At 61.1% G+C, this 17009-nt stretch carries 17 protein-coding genes; 9 read left to right on the forward strand and 8 right to left on the reverse strand.

Features of this window, described 5'->3' with window-relative positions; translation table 11 throughout:
• Nucleotides 1-198: 198 nt before the first annotated feature.
• From BLW21_RS09255 to BLW21_RS09270, 5 genes are all read right to left on the reverse strand, one after another.
• On the reverse strand, nt 199-1884 hold the full coding sequence (locus BLW21_RS09255; RefSeq protein WP_092739259.1) for a sodium:solute symporter family protein: 1686 nt from the start codon (nt 1882-1884) through the stop codon (nt 199-201).
• Nucleotides 1881-2015, reverse strand: a complete 135-nt coding sequence (locus tag BLW21_RS21945; protein WP_262490438.1) for a hypothetical protein — start codon at nt 2013-2015, stop codon at nt 1881-1883. Before BLW21_RS21945 ends, BLW21_RS09255 begins: the two co-directional genes overlap by 4 nt.
• Before the next feature lie 135 nt (nt 2016-2150).
• Nucleotides 2151-2810 carry a phosphatase PAP2 family protein gene (locus tag BLW21_RS09260; protein ID WP_092739261.1) on the reverse strand — a complete coding sequence of 220 codons (660 nt, stop codon included), beginning with the start codon at nt 2808-2810 and terminating at the stop codon, nt 2151-2153.
• 92 nt (nt 2811-2902) lie between these two features.
• Entirely contained in the window at nt 2903-5500 is a 2598-nt protein-coding gene (locus BLW21_RS09265; protein ID WP_092739263.1) for a PIG-L family deacetylase, read from the reverse strand.
• 100 nt (nt 5501-5600) lie between these two features.
• Nucleotides 5601-6278 (reverse strand): carbonic anhydrase, encoded by a 678-nt coding sequence (locus tag BLW21_RS09270; protein ID WP_092739265.1) that lies wholly within the window; start codon nt 6276-6278, stop codon nt 5601-5603.
• 264 nt (nt 6279-6542) lie between these two features.
• Here BLW21_RS09270 and BLW21_RS09275 point away from each other — a divergent pair, with 264 nt between their 5' ends.
• From BLW21_RS09275 to BLW21_RS09295, 5 genes are all read left to right on the forward strand, one after another.
• Complete coding sequence (locus BLW21_RS09275) at nt 6543-8204, forward strand: S8 family serine peptidase (protein ID WP_245711855.1); 1662 nt, start codon at nt 6543-6545, stop codon at nt 8202-8204.
• A gap of 73 nt (nt 8205-8277) precedes the next feature.
• Entirely contained in the window at nt 8278-9243 is a 966-nt protein-coding gene (locus BLW21_RS09280; protein WP_092739267.1) for a YitT family protein, read from the forward strand.
• A 168-nt stretch (nt 9244-9411) separates the two neighbouring features.
• Nucleotides 9412-10251 carry an MOSC domain-containing protein gene (locus BLW21_RS09285; protein ID WP_092739269.1) on the forward strand — a complete coding sequence of 280 codons (840 nt, stop codon included), beginning with the start codon at nt 9412-9414 and terminating at the stop codon, nt 10249-10251.
• A 294-nt stretch (nt 10252-10545) separates the two neighbouring features.
• On the forward strand, nt 10546-11298 hold the full coding sequence (locus tag BLW21_RS09290) for a DUF547 domain-containing protein (protein ID WP_175470910.1): 753 nt from the start codon (nt 10546-10548) through the stop codon (nt 11296-11298).
• Nucleotides 11299-11399: 101 nt separating this feature from the next.
• Nucleotides 11400-12068, forward strand: coding sequence for a DUF2461 domain-containing protein (locus BLW21_RS09295; RefSeq protein ID WP_175470911.1), 669 nt, complete (start codon nt 11400-11402; stop codon nt 12066-12068).
• A gap of 55 nt (nt 12069-12123) precedes the next feature.
• Here BLW21_RS09295 and BLW21_RS09300 read toward each other — a convergent pair whose 3' ends face one another.
• The gene (locus BLW21_RS09300) at nt 12124-12747 is read right to left on the reverse strand and encodes a deoxynucleoside kinase (RefSeq protein ID WP_092739275.1); all 624 of its coding nucleotides are present in this window, start codon (nt 12745-12747) and stop codon (nt 12124-12126) included.
• A 135-nt stretch (nt 12748-12882) separates the two neighbouring features.
• Between BLW21_RS09300 and BLW21_RS09305 the strand changes: the two genes are divergently transcribed.
• Complete coding sequence (locus BLW21_RS09305; protein WP_092739277.1) at nt 12883-13344, forward strand: hypothetical protein; 462 nt, start codon at nt 12883-12885, stop codon at nt 13342-13344.
• Here the strand turns inward: BLW21_RS09305 and BLW21_RS09310 are convergent.
• Nucleotides 13341-13997, reverse strand: a complete 657-nt coding sequence (locus BLW21_RS09310; RefSeq protein ID WP_092739279.1) for a DUF6565 domain-containing protein — start codon at nt 13995-13997, stop codon at nt 13341-13343. The two genes, BLW21_RS09305 and BLW21_RS09310, sit on opposite strands and share 4 nt — an antisense overlap.
• A gap of 153 nt (nt 13998-14150) precedes the next feature.
• Between BLW21_RS09310 and BLW21_RS09315 the strand changes: the two genes are divergently transcribed.
• Nucleotides 14151-14672: a GNAT family N-acetyltransferase gene (locus BLW21_RS09315; protein ID WP_092739281.1), complete on the forward strand. Its 522-nt coding sequence runs from the start codon at nt 14151-14153 to the stop codon at nt 14670-14672.
• 121 nt (nt 14673-14793) lie between these two features.
• Nucleotides 14794-15036: a CDGSH iron-sulfur domain-containing protein gene (locus BLW21_RS09320; protein ID WP_092739283.1), complete on the forward strand. Its 243-nt coding sequence runs from the start codon at nt 14794-14796 to the stop codon at nt 15034-15036.
• 190 nt (nt 15037-15226) lie between these two features.
• On the opposite strand, the gene BLW21_RS09325 is transcribed toward BLW21_RS09320, so the two are convergent.
• Complete coding sequence (locus BLW21_RS09325) at nt 15227-15478, reverse strand: acyl-CoA-binding protein (RefSeq protein WP_092739285.1); 252 nt, start codon at nt 15476-15478, stop codon at nt 15227-15229.
• Between the two features lie 198 nt (nt 15479-15676).
• On the opposite strand from BLW21_RS09325, the gene BLW21_RS09330 reads away from it, so the two are divergent.
• A complete protein-coding gene (locus tag BLW21_RS09330; RefSeq protein ID WP_175470912.1) occupies nt 15677-16972 on the forward strand; it encodes an amidohydrolase family protein in 1296 nt (431 codons plus the stop codon).
• Nucleotides 16973-17009: the final 37 nt, after the last annotated feature.

Raw genomic sequence — 17009 nt, forward strand, 5'->3', positions numbered from 1 at the left:
TTGTTGTTCGTACCCCTCACGTTGCGCCTCACCCCCTAGCCCCCTCTCCGAAAAAGGAGAGGGGGGGGGACTAGATTATAATTTCTAGTCTGATTGTGACTGCTTTAGCTATAAAAACTAAGAGCTAGTTCCCCCTCTCCTTTTTCGGAGAGGGGGCTAGGAGGTGAGGCGCGACGTTGAACATCGAGCTAACAGCTATCAGCTTTTAGCTAACAGCTTAAACCCAGCGCAGCCCGCCACTACCATGGCGCAGCCGATGATGTTGAACCAGAGGTAGCCGATGTCGGTAGTGAAGAACAGGCCGGCCACTACAATCTGGGCCACGACGGCGGCCCAGAATACGGTGCGGCCGTTGATGGATTTCATGAAGAAAGCCACCATGAAAATGCCCAGAATAGTGCCGTAGAAGAACGAGCCGAGGATGTTGACGGCCTGAATCAGGTTTTCGAGGCGGGCGGCGAAGGTGGCGAAGGCAATTCCGAGCACCCCCCAGACCGCCGCCGCCCAGCGCGACACGGCCACGTAGTGGGCCTCCGAGCGGCCCGGCCGACGCGGCTTGTACAAATCGACTAGAGTGGTGGACGACAGGGCGTTGAGGCCGGCGGCGGCCGAGCCCATGGCGGCGCTCAGCACCACGGCTACCAGCAACCCCACCAGGCCCTGGGGCAGATAGTTGAGCACGAAGGTCAGGAACACGTAGTCGGTGTCCTTGGCTTCGACTGAGGGTACGGCCTGCTTCATTAGCTTCTGGGCCTGCTCGCGCAGCCCCAGGTTGGCAGCCTGCACGGTTTGCAGACGCGTTTCGGCGGCGGCTACGGTGGCGGGGTCATCGGTTTTGAGGGCCGCTACCAGCTCGCCGGTGGCCTGGGCGCGGGCCTTGAACAGCGTGGCGTGGCTGCGCTCCAGGCCCCGCAGCTGGGGGCCGTACTGCTCGGAGTGGGCCACCTGCAGGTACACCGGCCGGTTGAAGGTGAGCGGGGCCGGGTTGAACTGGTAGAACACGAACAGCAGCACGCCCAGCAGCAGAATCCCGAACTGCATCGGAATCTTGAGCAAGCCGTTCATCAGCAGCCCCAGGCGGCTTTCGGTCAGGTCGCGGCCGGCCAGGTAGCGCTGCACCTGGCTCTGGTCGGTGCCGAAGTACGAGAGGGCCAGAAACAGGCCGCCGGTAATGCCCGACCAGAAGTTGTAGCGGTCGTTGGGGTCGAAGTGGAAGTCAATCAGGTTGAGCTTGCCCTGGGAGCCAGCTACGCGCATGGCATCGGTAAAGCCCACGCCCTCGGGCAGGTAGTGCACCAGCAGGTAGCCGGCAATCACCATCCCCGTGAAAATAACGGCTACCTGGGCCTGCTGGGTTACGGCCACCGCCTTGGTACCGCCGCTCACGGTGTAGCCAATCATCAGCCCGCCAATCAGCCAGACGGTGAGGTGGATATTCCAGCCCAGAATGGCCGATAGCACCAGCGCCGGCGCATACAGCGAGAGGCCGTTGCTGAGGCCCCGCTGCACCAGAAACAGCAGCGCCGTGAAGGTGCGGGTGCGCCTGTCGAACCGGCCTTCCAGGTACTCGTAGGCCGTATACACCTGCAACCGGTGGTAGATGGGCACGGCAAACACCGCTATCAGCACCATGGCCACCGGCAGGCCCAGGTAGAACTGGATGAAGCGCATGCCATCGTCGTAGGCCTGGCCAGGGGTGCTGATGAAGGTGATGGCCGAGGCCTGGGTGGCCATGATGCTCAGGCCCACCGCCCACCACGAAGCCGAGCGCCCGCCGAGCAGGTAATCGTCGAGCGAGGCGCCGGCGCGGCGGGTGCGCCAAGTGCCGTAGCCCACAATAAACAGCAGCGTGCCGCCCAGAATCAGCCAGTCGAGCGCGCTCATGCAAACAGCTGGGTCAGGTACACGAATAAGCCGATTTCAGCTCCCAGCGCCCCCAGCACCAGCCAGTACCAGGCCCGCCACGAAGGCAGCAGCGGCGGTTTGTTGTCGGGTTCAGTTGCTGAGACGGACACGGGTGCGGGATTGTAAACTGGCAAAGTCGAAAGATAGGTGAAACCCCTGTCATCCTGAGCGGAGCGAAGGACCTTATCACGATAGGATAAGTGAAGTTTTGTCTTGTGCTGACGTGATAAGGTCCTTCGCTCCGCTCAGGATGACAGGAGGTTGTTGCTCCCCGCAACCAGCTTCGGTCGCAGCCACCACGTGGCAAGTTCAAACGCGCAGGTTAGTAGCAGACCCAGCGCCGCGCCGGCCACTACGTCGCTTAGCCAGTGAAACTCCAGCACCACCCGGCCCAAGCACACCAGCCCCAGCCACGTCAGCAGCCAGGGCCGCGCCTTCGGAAACCGGAGGGCCCAGGGCAGCAGCAGGCCCGCCGCAACGGCCGCGTGGTTCGAGGGAAAGGAGTCTAACTGACCTTCCGCTTGCCAGAAACCCGCATCCGATACCAGCTCCCCGAGCACCGTCAGCGGGCGGGGCCGGTGGAAGTACATCTTCAGCATGTTCACGATTCCCTGACTGGCTATCAGCGTCAGCAAAGCCACCAGCCATATGGTGCTGTGGGGCCAGCGCCGCCAGCGCGCAACGCTGAAAAGCAGCAGCAGTGCCGGCCACACCACCAGAGGCCAGAACACGCTCATCAACCCATCGTGCAGACGCATAAAACTCAGAAAGAACGGCTGTAATGGCGCACCGTAGTCATGCTGCAGCTTAGCCAACGGTACATCCATCCCGACAATCAGGAGAAGAATAACCGGCACAGAAAGCAACGCCACCAGCAGCAGACGCAGATAGAAATGGAAGCTCATAACGGACGAAAGATCAAAAAACCACTGTCGTCTGGCCCCCCCTCTCCCGGAGGAGAGGGGGCCGGGGGGTGAGGTGCCCCGCCAGCACGAAGCTACTTCCCCAACGACACCATATTGGTCAGCAGCCGATACGCACCCGGTACGCCGGCGGGCAGCTCGCGGAACAGCGAGAGGCCGGTGTAGATGTAGTGGCCCTTGCCGTAGTCGGCGACCAGGATGGCGCCTTCGCGGGCCGGCTCGTCGGGGTCGTGGCTGCTGATGACGGTCTGGTAGCGGGGGTCCCACTTCTCGGGGTAGTAGAGGCCCTGCTCCTGCACCCAGCCGGTGAAATCCTGGGGCGTAATGCGGTTGGGGGTGTTGAGCAGGGGTTGTTTGGGGTTGAGCATGGTTACGGGCGCGTCTTCCACCGTCACCCGGTCGCGGCTGAGGGTGAGCGGGTAGGGGCCGATTTCGGGCAGCACCGTGCCGCGGTTCACCACGTACTGCACCACCAGATTGCCCCCGTTCTCGACGTACTTCAGCAGCGCCGGCTGGCGGATTTTGAGTTGGTCCACGGTATTGTAGGCCCTGATTCCGAGCACCACGGCGTCGAAGCGGCGCAGGTTGATGTCGGTGAGGTCCTCGGGCTTGAGCAGGGTCACGGTGTAGCCAATCTGGCGCAGGGCCTCGGGCACCTCGTCGCCGGCCCCCATCAGGTAGCCGATTTGCTGGCCCTTGCGCTTGAGGTCGAGCTTCACGAGCGGGGCGGTGGCTTCGGGAAACAACGTTTGGGTCGGGATGTGGTCGTAGGCAATGGTCTGGTAACCGCGCGAGTAGGGCTGGCCGTCCACGGTTGCCACGGCCCGCAGCTCAACTTTGCCTTCCTTAGCGCCCGCGCCGGGCCGCACTTGGAACTGTACGGTCTGCTCGGCGTCTTTGGCGGCGAGGTCGAACGGCCGGCTGGCCGGCTCGGCCACCCAACCGGCGGGCAGCGTGAGGGCCACGCTGCCCTTCACGCCCGCCTTGCCGGCCCGCAGCGTCACGGGCACCGTTTTGGGCTGGGTATCAGCAAACACGAAGGCCTGCCCGCCGATGTTCACCATCACTGGCGGTACCACCGTCAGCGGCTCGTAGATTTCGCCCCGCACGGGGTCGGTGTGCTTGTATTGAACGGGGACGGTATAATAAAGCGGTACACCAGCAACTTCTACCGTGAACGCAACTTCATTTACTGATACGTTTTCTGGATTTCCGAGTACCTCCCATCTCTCTAGCAGACGACGTGTGTTAGGTTGTTCAGGCCAGATGAAGTCTTCCACCACTTCCGGTACTTTATACATACCTATTGTTCCAAGCTGCCGTAACCAATAGGGCTGGAATACAGATTGTTCGGTTGGTATTGTAATAGAATTCTTCTTTATAAATGGCTGGCCACTAACTAATTGCTCATTGATATCCTGATAGGCCATATTACCTACTGTCCTAAATTTGGACGGCTCTATAGCAGGAACTTGCAGCGCCTTAAGTTTTACAGGAACTGATGAACGATTTAGAATTTCAATAGCTAAACCAAGCTTCCCATCTGGAGTTGCTGTAGGTTCCTGAGCAATGGCCGAAATACTCAGTCCTAGGCAAGCGTATATCAATTCATCAACTTCCTGACCTTTTTCCAAATCCCAGAAAGGAATTTTTGATGGTTTGTCCAGCTCCTCCCTCACCTTCAGCAGACCTGCCACGCTCGCGCTGGGATTCGCTGCGTCGTAGTTTCGAATCACCTCGTCCACCAGTTTGCCCACGGCCGCGCCGCCGGGTACGCGGTTCCAGGTCAGGTCCACGCCATCGAACAGATCGGTTTTAGCGGGCGCGCCTTTCAGCAGCTGGAAATACTCCGGGGCCTCGCCGCGCTGGGCGCTACTGCCGAAGCCCTGGCTTTTGTGGCTGGTACGGCTCTCGGCGGCAATTTCGCCGTAGCTGCGGCCCAGCAGGGCATTATAGCCGCCGGCGTCGAGCTGGAAATACTGGCTCATGTCCTCACCGGGCTTCACGAAAAAGCTGCCGGTGTTCCAGAGCAGGCGCCTGGCCTGCCAGGGCTGCACGTACTGGAGCTGCTCGGGGAAGCGCTTGGGGTCGGCGGCGGCAGAAAAGGCCTCGATGGCCAGCATGGCCGAGGCCGTGTGGTGGCCATGGCCGGCGCGGGCATCGGGCGGGAAGCGGGTAATCATCACGTCGGGCCGGCGCTGGCGAATCACCCAGACCATGTCCGAGAGCACCTGCTCCTTGTCCCAGATGGTGAAGGTTTCGGCGGCCGTTTTCGAGAAGCCGAAGTCGTTGGCCCGGGTGAAGAACTGCCGGCCCCCGTCGATGCGGCGGGCCGCCAGCAGCTCCTGCGTCCGGATGACACCCAGACCCTCGCGCAACTCGGGGCCGATGAGGTTCTGGCCGCCGTCGCCGCGGGTGGCACTCAGGTAGCCCGTTTCCACAAGGCGGCCGTTGGCCAGGTAGGCTAGCAGGCGGGTGTTCTCATCGTCGGGGTGGGCCGCAATGTAGAGGGCCGAGCCCAGCACGTTGAGCTTCTTGAGCCCCAGTAGAATCTCGGACGACGAGTACGTTTTGGGGGCCTGGGCGTAGGCTTCGCCAATTAGTAATGAGCAATTAGTAATTAACAGCACCAGCAGCAGGGCGGCGGTGCGGAAGGGGCAGCGAAGGGTCATTCAAGAAGCTGAAACGAGAGCGGTAAAGATGCAGGCCGAAGCGGCAGGTTGCAGAACGGCAGCCACTGCGCGAAAATCTGTTTCGCGCTACTGCCCGGCACTAACCAGCCGTTGGGGCGGCGCCGGTAGGGTGCCAGCCGGGCTGGTCGCCGAGGTTGTAAATTTCCTGGATATCGTGCAGGATATGCACAAAATCGAGGTTCAGATCCTTCAGCAAACCCGTTTTCAGGTCGAACACCCAGCCGTGTACCGTCGGGAAACCGCCCTGCAGGTAGGCTTGTTGCACCACGGCCGTTTTTACCACATTGATGCACTGCTCCTGCACGTTCAGCTCCACCAGCCGGTCGTAGCGCAAGGCCGGGTCGGCCATGGCATCCAGCTCGGTGTGGTGCAGGCGGTACACGTCGCGGATGTTGCGCAGCCAGGGGTTGAGAATCCCCAAGTCCTGGGGCTGCATGGCCGCTTTTACGCCGCCGCAGCCGTAGTGCCCGCACACCACAATGTGCTTCACGCCCAGGTGGCGCACGGCGTACTCAATCACCGACATGGCGTTTAGGTCGATGTTGTTGACCAGGTTGGCGATGTTGCGGTGCACGAATACTTCACCCGGATCCACACCCATCAGTTCCTCGGCCGTTACGCGGCTGTCGCTGCACCCGATGTAGAGGTAGTCGGGCTGCTGGTCGGCGGCCAATGAGGCCGGGAAATCGGGGTTGCTGGCCGTACGGTCGGCGACCCACTGGCGGTTGCGCTCAAAAATTTCGGCGTACTGGGGCATCGAGAGGGGTTTGAAGTAGTGAAAACAGTAGCAGATGCGAAAGCTACGCACCACCGGCCGGATTTGAGCGGCGGCCGGCGCGGCCGGGTTATTGCACGCGGCGGGCCGGAAAACTGCCGGCCATGTGCGTCGGACTGAGCCGGGCGGGCGTCTGTAGGGCGCTTCTCGGCGGGCTGCTTGCTATTTTTGCGCCGGCGCAATTTCGGCTGGGCCGCCCTGTTATCCCGTATAGTCCGCTTCTTTTACCGTATTCTTTTCCCGCACATGTCTTTTCCTCTTGCTGCCCGCCTGCGCCTTGCCGCGCTGGGCCTGGCACTCAGCCTGCCCCTGCTGGCTTCGGCCCAAACCGTAGCCCCGGCGCCCCCCACAGCGCCCACGCCCGAAGCCGCCGCTGCTTTGCAATGGTACCTGCTCGACCCCACCACCGACCGCGTGATGGGCGTGAGCGTAAACCGCACCTACCAGGAGCTGCTGGCCGGCCGTACCCCCAGCCCGGTGGTAGTGGCCATTATTGATGCCGGCATCGACACCACCCACGCCGACCTCAAGCGCATGCTCTGGCGCAACGCCCGTGAAGTAGCCGGCAATGGCCTCGACGACGACAAGAACGGCTACACCGACGACGTGTGGGGCTGGAACTACCTGGGCGGGGCCGACGGCCGCAACATCAACCTCGAAACGCTCGAAGAAACCCGCCTGCTGGCCCAGCTGCAGCCCCGCTTCAAAGGCAAAACCCGCGTGGGCGTGCCCGCTGCCCAGCGCGCCGACTTCGACCTGTATGTGAAGGTAAAGAAGAGCTACGACGCCAAGGTGAAGGAAAACACCGACCGGCTCAAGCAGTTCAGCCAGGTGTACGCCGAGAATGTAACGGTGTCGGAAAAGTTGAAGCAGGCGCTGGGCGTAGCCTCGCTCGATACGGCCGTGCTGCGCAACCCGCCCACCCAGGTATCCCAGCTGCGCGAGCTATCGGGCCAGCTGCACCAGCTATTGGTAAACACCGGCTTTGGCTCGCTCGATGATATTCTGGCCGAGATGAAGAACGGCCTCAAGGAAACCCAGGACCAGCTCGACTACGGCCTCAACCTTAATTACAACCCCCGCCCCATCGTCGGCGACGACCCGTTCAACGTCAAGCAGCGCCTCTATGGCAACGCCGATGTGGCCGGCCCCGACCCGCTGCACGGGACCCACGTGGCCGGCATCATCGGGGCCGACCGCGTGAACAACCTCGGCATTATGGGCATTGCGCCGCCCGTGGTGCGCCTGATGGCCGTGCGGGCCGTGCCCGATGGCGACGAGCGCGACAAGGACGTGGCCAACGCCATCCGCTACGCTGCCGACCACGGTGCCAGTATTATCAACATGAGCTTCGGCAAGTATTACTCGCCTCAGCGCGCAGCTGTGGAGGAAGCCATCCGTTACGCCGACAGCAAGGGTGTGCTGCTGGTACACTCGGCCGGCAACGAAAACGAGAACCTGGACCAGAAGCTGCAGTTTCCGACGCCGGTGTTTTTGGATGGTAAACGCATCCCGAACATGATTACGGTGGGCGCATCCTCACGCGACAACGACGCCGGTTTGGCCGCCGATTTCTCTAATTTCGGCAAAACCCAGGTAGATGTGTTTGCGCCCGGCAACCAGATTTACTCGACGCTGCCCGGCGGCCGCTACGGCAACCTGAGCGGCACGAGCATGGCCGCCCCGGTGGTTGCGGGCATTGCCGCCACACTCAAAAGCTACTTCCCCGAGCTTACGGCCGCCGACCTCAAGCGCCTCATCCTGGCCTCGGCCCAGCCCACCCACACCCAGGTGCGCCAGCCCGGCTCAGGCAAGCTCGTCGATTTTGCCGACCTCTCCAGCACTGGCGGCATCGTCAACCTCTACCGCGCCGTGCAGCTGGCCCAGCAGGCCACGCCGGTAAAGTAAGGATGAGTAAATTGTCGTTTCGACATTCCGCGCTTCCTCCCCCCCATTACCACTAGCCCATTCATCGCCCCTTATGCTTATCCCGCAACTGATGCTCCTGCGCAAGCGCCAACGCGCCGAAGCTGATCTGCTGCCACAGCCGCTGCCGCAGCAGGGCCGGCGGTCAACGCGCCGGGGCCGGCGGTGGTGGAAGCGGCAGATTAGTAACGCGCTGTTCCTGACGATGGGCGTGTTTTGCGCCGGTTTCGGACTCGAAAGCTTCCTGCTGCCCGGCGGCTTTTTAGATGGCGGCGTAACGGGCGTGTCGCTGCTGCTGCGGCAGGTGTTCGGGCTGCCGCTGCCGGCCCTGATTGTTGCCCTCAACGTGCCGTTCATGATCATGGCCAGCCGCCAGCTGGGCCGGGGCGTGGCCATCCGCACACTGCTGAGCGTACTGGGCCTGGCCGTGGTGCTGGCCCTCGTGCCGTTTCCGATTGTGACCGAAGACAAGCTGCTGATTTCGGTATTTGGGGGCTTCTTTCTAGGGGCCGGTATCGGGCTGGCCATGCGCGGCGGAGGGGTGCTCGACGGCACCGAAATCATGGCCATCTACCTGAGCAAAACCAGCAGCCTGACGGTGGGCGACATCATCTTGTCGTTCAACATCGTCATTTTCGCCGTGGCGGCCTATGTGCTGTCGGTGGAAACGGCACTCTACTCGATTCTGGCCTACCTGTCGGCGGCCAAAACCGTCGATTTCGTGATTGACGGCGTGGAGGAGTACACCGGCGTTACCATCGTATCGGGCCGCTCCGACGCCATCCGGCGCATGATTACCGAGAAGCTGGGCCGCGGCGCCACCGTGTACAGCGGCAAGCGCGGCTACGGCTCGCACGGCACCCAGCCCAGCCCCGTCGATATTATTTTCACCGTCATCACCCGCCTCGAACTATCCCAACTCAAAGCCGAAGTCGAGCAGATTGACCGCCAGGCATTCATGGTGATGCACAGCGTAAAAGACACCAAGGGCGGTATGATCAAGAAGCGGCCGCTGCATTAGTGAACAGTGAGTAGTGAGGAACGTCATCCTGAGCGCAGCGAAGAATCTCGCGTGCAATGGTAATCCTGTCGTTGTAAATCACTTTGACACCCGAAACTCTTCGCTGCGCGCAGAATGACGTTCCTCACTAATCACTAATCACTATTCACTGATATATATCTTTGCCGCATGGCTGCTCCTCTCCTGCTCTCCGACCTCTACATTTATCCGGTAAAGTCGCTGGGTGGTATCCGGCTTACCGAGGCCGTGGTGGAGCCCCGGGGCCTGCGCCACGACCGTCGCTGGCTGATTGTGAACGAGCGTAACCAGTTTATGACTCAACGGCAGACCACGGCCATGGCCCACCTGAAAGTGGCTCCTGCTTACAATGGCTTTCTCCTCAGCCACCAGCAACGACCCGAGTTGCCGCCGCTGTATGTGCCCTTCGAGGCTACGCCCGAAAAAACGCTGTTCGTGACCATCTGGGACGATATGGTGTTTGCCTGGCGTGCCCGGCCCGAGTGCGACGAGTGGCTCACGCAGGCGCTGGGCCAACCCTGCAAACTGGTGTACATGTCGGATATGGTGCGCCGCGACACCGAACCCGCTCTCAATCCCGAAGGCCAGTTGGTAAGCTTCGCCGACGCCTACCCGTTTCTACTTATCGGGCAAACCTCCTTGGCCGACCTCAACGGCCGCTTGGCCGAACCCGTGGGCATGGAGCGGTTCCGGCCCAACCTAGTTTTCAGCGGCGGCGAGGCCTTTGCCGAGGACGGCTGGGACCAATTTCAAATAGGCGGGCTATCCTTCCGGGCCGTGCGGGCCTGCGGGCGGTGCGTGCTTACCACCATCAACCCGGCCACGGCCCAAAAAAGCCCGCTGGGCGAGCCCCTGCGCACCCTGGCCGCCTATCGTACCGAAGACGGCAGCGCCATGTTCGGCCAGAACGTAACCAGCTACAACCGCGGCCTGCTACACGTAGGCGAGCCCGTGGCTGTGGCTAGTTACAAAACGCCCTCAGTTTATTAAGCCTGCAGGCTGTATTTCGGGCCGACACGTATGGGTTTCACATCAGGCTCATTTGCCAGCCCATTGCCTGCACACAGGTTGATTGTATTGCTGTCTATAGCACCTTAGTTAAATCAATTAATCTTTTATACTTATTGCATTTTGCTAAGTCAGAGAAAAACCTATACTTTTGATAAATCAATAGCATCTCGGATAAAACCTATTTTTCGGTGGCTCCCGGCCCGGCTTATGCGTCACTCCTTTCTGCCTTCGGGTCTTTTCCCTCTATTGCTGAGTTTGTTGCTGCTGGCTTCCATGAGCCATGCCGCTCCAGTTAATGCTCCCAACCGCCCCGAGCCCGAGTTGCTCCAGCAGCCTTGGAGTGCGCTGCTACGCCTGCACGTAACCACCGATGGTCGTTTGGACTATGTGGGCCTGCTGGCCGACGAAGACCAGCTGTTTGCCTACCTGCAAAGCCTGCGCAAAGTGCGGCCCCAGGCCGAAAACTGGACCCCCGACCAACTGAAGGCATTCTGGATAAACACTTATAATGCCGCCGCGGCCAACTTGGTCATCGAAAACTACCCGGTCGCCAGCATCAACGACATCCGCATCAAAACCATTAGCGGCTACGAGTCGCCCTGGGAAACGGTGGCCGTGAACGTGGGCGGGCAGAACTACTCGCTCAACCAGATAGAACAGCAGTTGCGCCAGCAATTCCACGATCCGCGTATTCATTTCGCCCTCAACTACGGCGCGGCCTCGGCCGCCCCGATGCTGGCGGAGGCCTACACCAGCCCCCAGCTCAACCAGCAGCTCGACCAGCAAACCAGCCGTTTCCTCAACGACCCGGCCTTCAACCAGCTTAGCCCGCAGCAGCTGCGCCTTTCAGCCCTGTTCCACTCTTACGCTGCCGATTTCGGCGCGGAGCCGCAGTTACTGGCTTTTATCAACCGCTACGCGCACACGCCGGTCCTGCCGGCGGCCAGCATCGAGTACCTCTCGTTCAGTTGGGCGCTCAATGGCCGCACCCCACTCAGCGACGGCCAGGCGCTGGGGCGGAAATAGCACCACGCAGCCATTGCGGCCGCCAACTCGGGCCAGTGCTACCCCGTACCGCTTAGCGGTGCGGGGCTTTTTTTATGCGCCGCCGGTTTGTATTTCTACTTATGAAGTTAGCTCTCGTTCTCGATTTTCTGGCCGATTTAGCCGCCCATAACCACAAGGCTTGGATGGACGAGCATCGCGCCCGCTACCACGCTGCCCGCGCCGAGTACGCGGCTTTCGTGGAAGAATTGCTCCGGCTGGCTTCCGCCGAGCTGGAGCCCGATCTGCGCGGTCTGCGAGCCACCGACCTCATGTTTCGCATCAATAAAAACGACCGCTCGCAACTCGACCCCGAGCCCTACAAGCGCCACATGGGCGCGGGCTTCAAGCCCGGTGGCCGGCACGCACCGCGGGCGGGCTACTTCGTGGCCGTGCAGCCCGGCGGGGGTACCTACGTGGGGGCCGGCCGCCGCCTGCCCGATGCCGCCGAGTTGGCCCGCATCCGCCAGGAAATTCACTACAACGGCCCCGCGTTTCACGCCCTGCGCCAGGATGCCAACCTGCTCCGCCACTTCCCGCAGGGCCTCGAGATGGCGCAGGCCCTCAAAACCGCCCCCAAAGGCTACGACCGCACCGACCCCGACATTGCGTGGCTACGACTCAAAAGCTACTTCGTGTGGCAGCACTTCCCCGACGCAGAAGTGGTGCGGCCCGATTTTCCGGACCGCGTACTTGCCGCTTGGCAAGCCGCTCGCCCGCTGGTAGATTTCTTGAACGGAGCACTGGATTGAAGGACGAAAACAGGGAAAACGGGTTCGGCTGTCCTCCTGCCGAACCCGTTTATTTCTAAAATAGTCCGAACAGCGTGCTATTGATCTTGTCAATGATGATGCTCAGGTCTTCGGGGTTGTTTACGTAGTCGAGGTTGTTAACGTCGACGATGAGCAGCTTACCCTGGTCGTAACTCCGAATCCACTCCTCGTAGTGCTCATTTAGGTGCTTGAGGTAGTCGATTTTGATGTTGTTCTCATAGCCGCGGCCACGGCGCTCAATCTGCTGCACCAGCTTGGGCAGATCGGCCCGCAGGTACAACAGCAGGTCGGGCGGGTCGACCATGCTGATCATGGAGTTGAACAGGCCCAGATAGTTCTGGTAGTCCCGCTCACTCATCAGGCCCGACTGGCTGAGGTTGGCCGCGAAAATATGCGCATCCTCATAAATCGTACGGTCCTGGATGATGCCCTTGTTGTTTTGCTGCAGTTGCTTGATGTGCTGGGTCTGGCGAAAGCGGCTGTTGAGAAAATAGACCTGCAAGTGGAACGCCCACCGGGGCATATCGTCGTAGAAATCCTTTAGGTACGGATTGTCATCCACATCTTCCAGAAATAATTCCCAGTTGAAATGGTGGGCCAACTTGTTGGCCAGCGTAGTTTTACCGGCCCCGATGTTGCCAACTATTGCAATGTGCATGAGCGAAAAGCGAAAAAGCAGAGTCGCAAAAATAGCAGTTCCCACTTCAAGGTCGGGGCGCCGTCATTTCGCTTGCGAATAATGCTACATTTACATGCAATAGTTTTATAAATTAACGCTATTTCATGCCTCGCTATGTCCTCGTTTAAGCTCCAGCCCCTGAGCACGCTCACCGACGACAGCGGGCAACAGTTAGCTACTATCGAGCACGACCCGGCCCGGCAGCTGCTGGCAGTGCACTGGTTTGGCAACCTGACGGGCCAGCAGGTAGTCGACGTGACTCGTCGCACGATGCAGCTCACCGCCAATTGCCCTTATCAGCTGCTGCTCAACGACAAAAGCCAGGCTACCGGCGACTGGAGCGAGGCCCTGGACTGGCTGGAATATGAGTGGCTGCCGCCGGTACTGGTGGGCGGGCTCCACGCTGTTGCTTACGTTTTTACACCTGATATGCACAACCAACTGGCCAGCTACCGCTTTCTGGAACGGCTGATTGCCTACGTGCGCGTTGAGGTCTTCAGCAACATGCCCGATGCCCTCCAGTGGCTGGAGCAGGCGGCCGCAGCCCCTACAATCAGAAATTTAGGCGTCATTTAGTCGCGCATCGAATCTTTCACGCCACGGGCTTTTTCCAGCGTCCGGAACTCGCCCTGCAGCGTGCGGATGCGCAGGCGCTCTTCGAGGGGCAGTTGGGTGCGCACTTGCTCGTAGCGGTCGTTGAGGCGGCCAAGCACTTCGCTGGCCGTGCTCCAGTCCGTCTGCGACCAGCCTTTTTTCTCTGCCCGCATGGTTTCAATCAGCCGTAAATACAGGTCGGGCAACTCGGTAGCGCGGGCCCGGCCGATGTTCACGTTCTCTTTCAGCAGCCGGGCCTGGGCCTGCGCGGGGGTACTAGGCTGCTGGCGGGCATCGAGGCTGTCCTGGCGGGTGGCCCACTGCTGGTAGCGAACCTTTTGGGCGGTGTACTCGCGCTGGCCCTCAGCCGAAAGGCTGTCGGCAGCCCGGTCGAGGCGGCGGCTGCGGCGGTCGAACTCGGCCGTCAGCTTGGGCATTTCGCGGCGCGTGGCCGCTCCGGCCCGATCAACCTGAGCGCCGACCCAGGTGCCGAACTCGCTGAGGGTGCGTTCGAGGTTGCCGGCTGGCACAGTGGTAGTTTTCTGGGGGGCCGATTGGGCCCGGGTGGCCGGAGTAGCGGCCAGTAGCAGGCCGGCGGCGAGCAGCATAGTAGCGGAGGCAGTAGCTTTTAGCATCTGGAAAGGAAAGAAGCGAGTAACAGGAGCGGAAAGCGCAAACAACGCGGCCGTAAGGCCGCTTAGTGCGACAGGGGCAATTTCCGGCCCAAAACTACCGAAAGCGGCTAAAGGGTTCGGTTTTGCGCCGGATTATCCCGTTTTTTGCCCCCTATGTCCGCTTCCTTCGCCGCTTCCGCTCGCATCCGTCCCGCCACCGCCACCGACATCCCCACCATCCTGGCGCTGGCCGAAGCTACCTGGGAGCCTACGTACCGCTTCATCATCTCGCGCGAGCAAATCGAGTACATGTACCGCGTGATTTACACCGAAGCCTCGCTGCAACGGCAAATAAGCGAGCAAAACCACCAGTTTCTGCTCGCCTACACCGCCGAGGACCAAGCCAGCGGCTACGCCTCGTTTTCGGCCCAGGACGAAACCGGCCTCTTCAAGCTGCAGAAGATTTACGTGCTGCCCTCGCACCAGGGCCAGGGGCTGGGCCAGCAGCTCATTGGGGCCGTAGAGGCCGCCGTGCGCGCCGCCGGCGGCCACACCCTCGACCTAAACGTGAACCGCCACAACCCCGCCCTGGCCTTCTACGAGCACCTGGGGTTCCAGCGCCACCGCGAAGAGGACATTGCCATTGGCCCCTATTGGATGAACGATTACGTGCTGCGCAAGGAGATTAGGAATTAGGGCGATTTTGGCGGCGAATGGCGGGGTGGCGGGTGCATCCGGGTAGTTCTGCCTAATTTGCCCGTTCACTTATTCACCGGCTCGCGCGTTGCTTCACCGAGTCACTCATTCACTCTCACTCATGGCCACCAAACTCACCGTTCTCAGCAATGGCTCCCTCCGCGTAGAGGGCACCGATTTCGAACTCGTAGATGCCCAGGGCAACGCCTACGGCCTCGGCGGCCGCGAGCGAATCAGCATCTGCCGCTGCGGCCTTTCGGCCAACAAGCCGTTCTGCGACGGTTCGCACAAGGGCCACTTCGAGCACGACGCCACGGCCTTCGACCTGCCCACGCCCGGCGCCCCGGCCAAGCCTATTGCCTAAGCTGTTAGCTGTTAGCTGTTAGCTGTTAGCTGTTAGCTGAAAAAACGAAGGTCGCCGGTTCTTGGCCGGCTGCCGGCAGTCAATTTTTTAACAAAAAGTGCCCGCCACATACGTAGCGGGCACTTTTTGTTGGAGCTTGTGGCTGGTTGAAAACACGAAAGCTAATGGCTAACGGCTCTCAGCTAACAGCTTAAAAAAGGGAGTTCACGAAATCGACGTACTCCTGGCGGGCGTCGTCCTGGGTTTTGCCTTTTTGGCCGGCCCAGGCGTCGTATTTGGCAATGGCTTTGAAGTCGAAACCGCCGGGCCGCTCGCCCGAAACGTCGCCTTCGCTGCCCTGCTTATAGAGGGAGTACATCTTGAGCAGGGTCGTGTTGTCGGGCTTGGCGGGCAGCTCTTTGCTGCGGGCGGCGGCGGCTTCAAATTCTTCGGGAGTGGCCATAGTTGGGATGAGGTAAAGGGGGCGAATGGGGCTGATTGGGCAGTGAAGCGCCCCGGCAAAAAAGCGAACAGCTACCGGCTAAAAGCAAGCAGCTCATTTCAAGGTACGGATTGCCCCGGAAATAGGCGGCTTGCAGCGTTTATTTTCCGCTTATCTTCCGCCACTGCAACCCACTTTGCGGCTCACTTTCCTGCCTTTATGCTGAAACCCATACTCTTCGGCCTGCTGCTCGGCGGCGCCCTGCTGGCCCCGGCTTCGGCCGCCCTGGCCCAGAAAACCTACCTGCACTGCGGCCGCCTGCTCGATATGCGCTCCGACCGCCCCCAGTCGGCCATGACGGTGGTAGTGGAAAACGGCCGGGTGCTGGCCGTGGAGAAGGGCTATACCACGCCCGCCGGCCCCAAAGACCAGGTTATCGACCTGAAAAACCGCACCGTTATGCCCGGCCTCATCGACTGCCATGTGCACCTGGAGGGTGAAACCAGCAAGGACAACTTCCTGCGCGAGTTCACCGAAAACCCCGCCGATGTGGCCTTCGGCTCGCTGGCCCACGCCCGCAAAACGCTGCTGGCCGGCTTTACCACGGTGCGCGATTTGGGCGGCTCGGGCGTGAACGTGGCCCTGCGCAACGCCATCAACCAGGGCAAAGTGGTGGGGCCGCGCATCTTCACGGCCCGCAAGGCCATTTCGGGCACCGGCGGCCACATGGACCCCACCAACGGCTACCGCCTGGATTTGATGGGCGTGCCCGGCCCGACCGATGGCGTGATAAACAGCCCCGACGAGGCCCGGCAGGCCGTGCGCGAGCAGTACAAGCGCGGCGCCGACCTCATCAAGATTGCCAGCACCGGCGGCGTGCTCAGCGTGGCCAAAGATGGCTCGGCGGCCCAGATGACGGAGGCCGAAATACGGGCCGTAGTGGAAACGGCGCGCGATTTGGGCCTGGCCGTGGCCTGCCACGCCCACGGCTCGGAGGGCATGAGGCGCGCCATTCGGGCCGGCGTTACGAGCATCGAGCACGGTACGCTCATGGACGACGAAACGATGAAGCTGATGGTAAAAAACGGAACCTGGTACGTGCCCACCATCACGGCCGGCAAGTCGGTGGCCGATTCGGCTAAAATCCCGAATTACTACCCACCGCTGGTTACGCCCAAGGCCCTTGCCATCGGCCCCAAACTGCAGGGCACCTTTGGGCGGGCTTATAAGGCAGGCGTTAAAATTGCGTTTGGCACCGATGCGGCCGTGTTCCGGCACGGGGCCAATGCCCTCGAGTTTCGCTACATGGTAGAGGCCGGCATGCCGCCGCTGGCTGCCCTGCGCTCCGCTACCGTTTCGGCCGCCGAGTTGCTGGGCCAGTCGGAAAACCTGGGTACGCTCGAAGTGGGCAAGCTGGCCGATATAGTAGCCGTGGAGGGCGACCCACTCCAGGATATCGGGGCCATGCAACGCGTACGCTTCGTGATGAAGCAGGGGGTAGTGTATCAGCCGTAGCTAGTGATTAGTGATTAGTGATTAGTGATTAGTGATT

The organism is Hymenobacter psychrophilus, from assembly GCF_900107135.1.
Lineage (GTDB): Bacteria > Bacteroidota > Bacteroidia > Cytophagales > Hymenobacteraceae > Hymenobacter > Hymenobacter psychrophilus.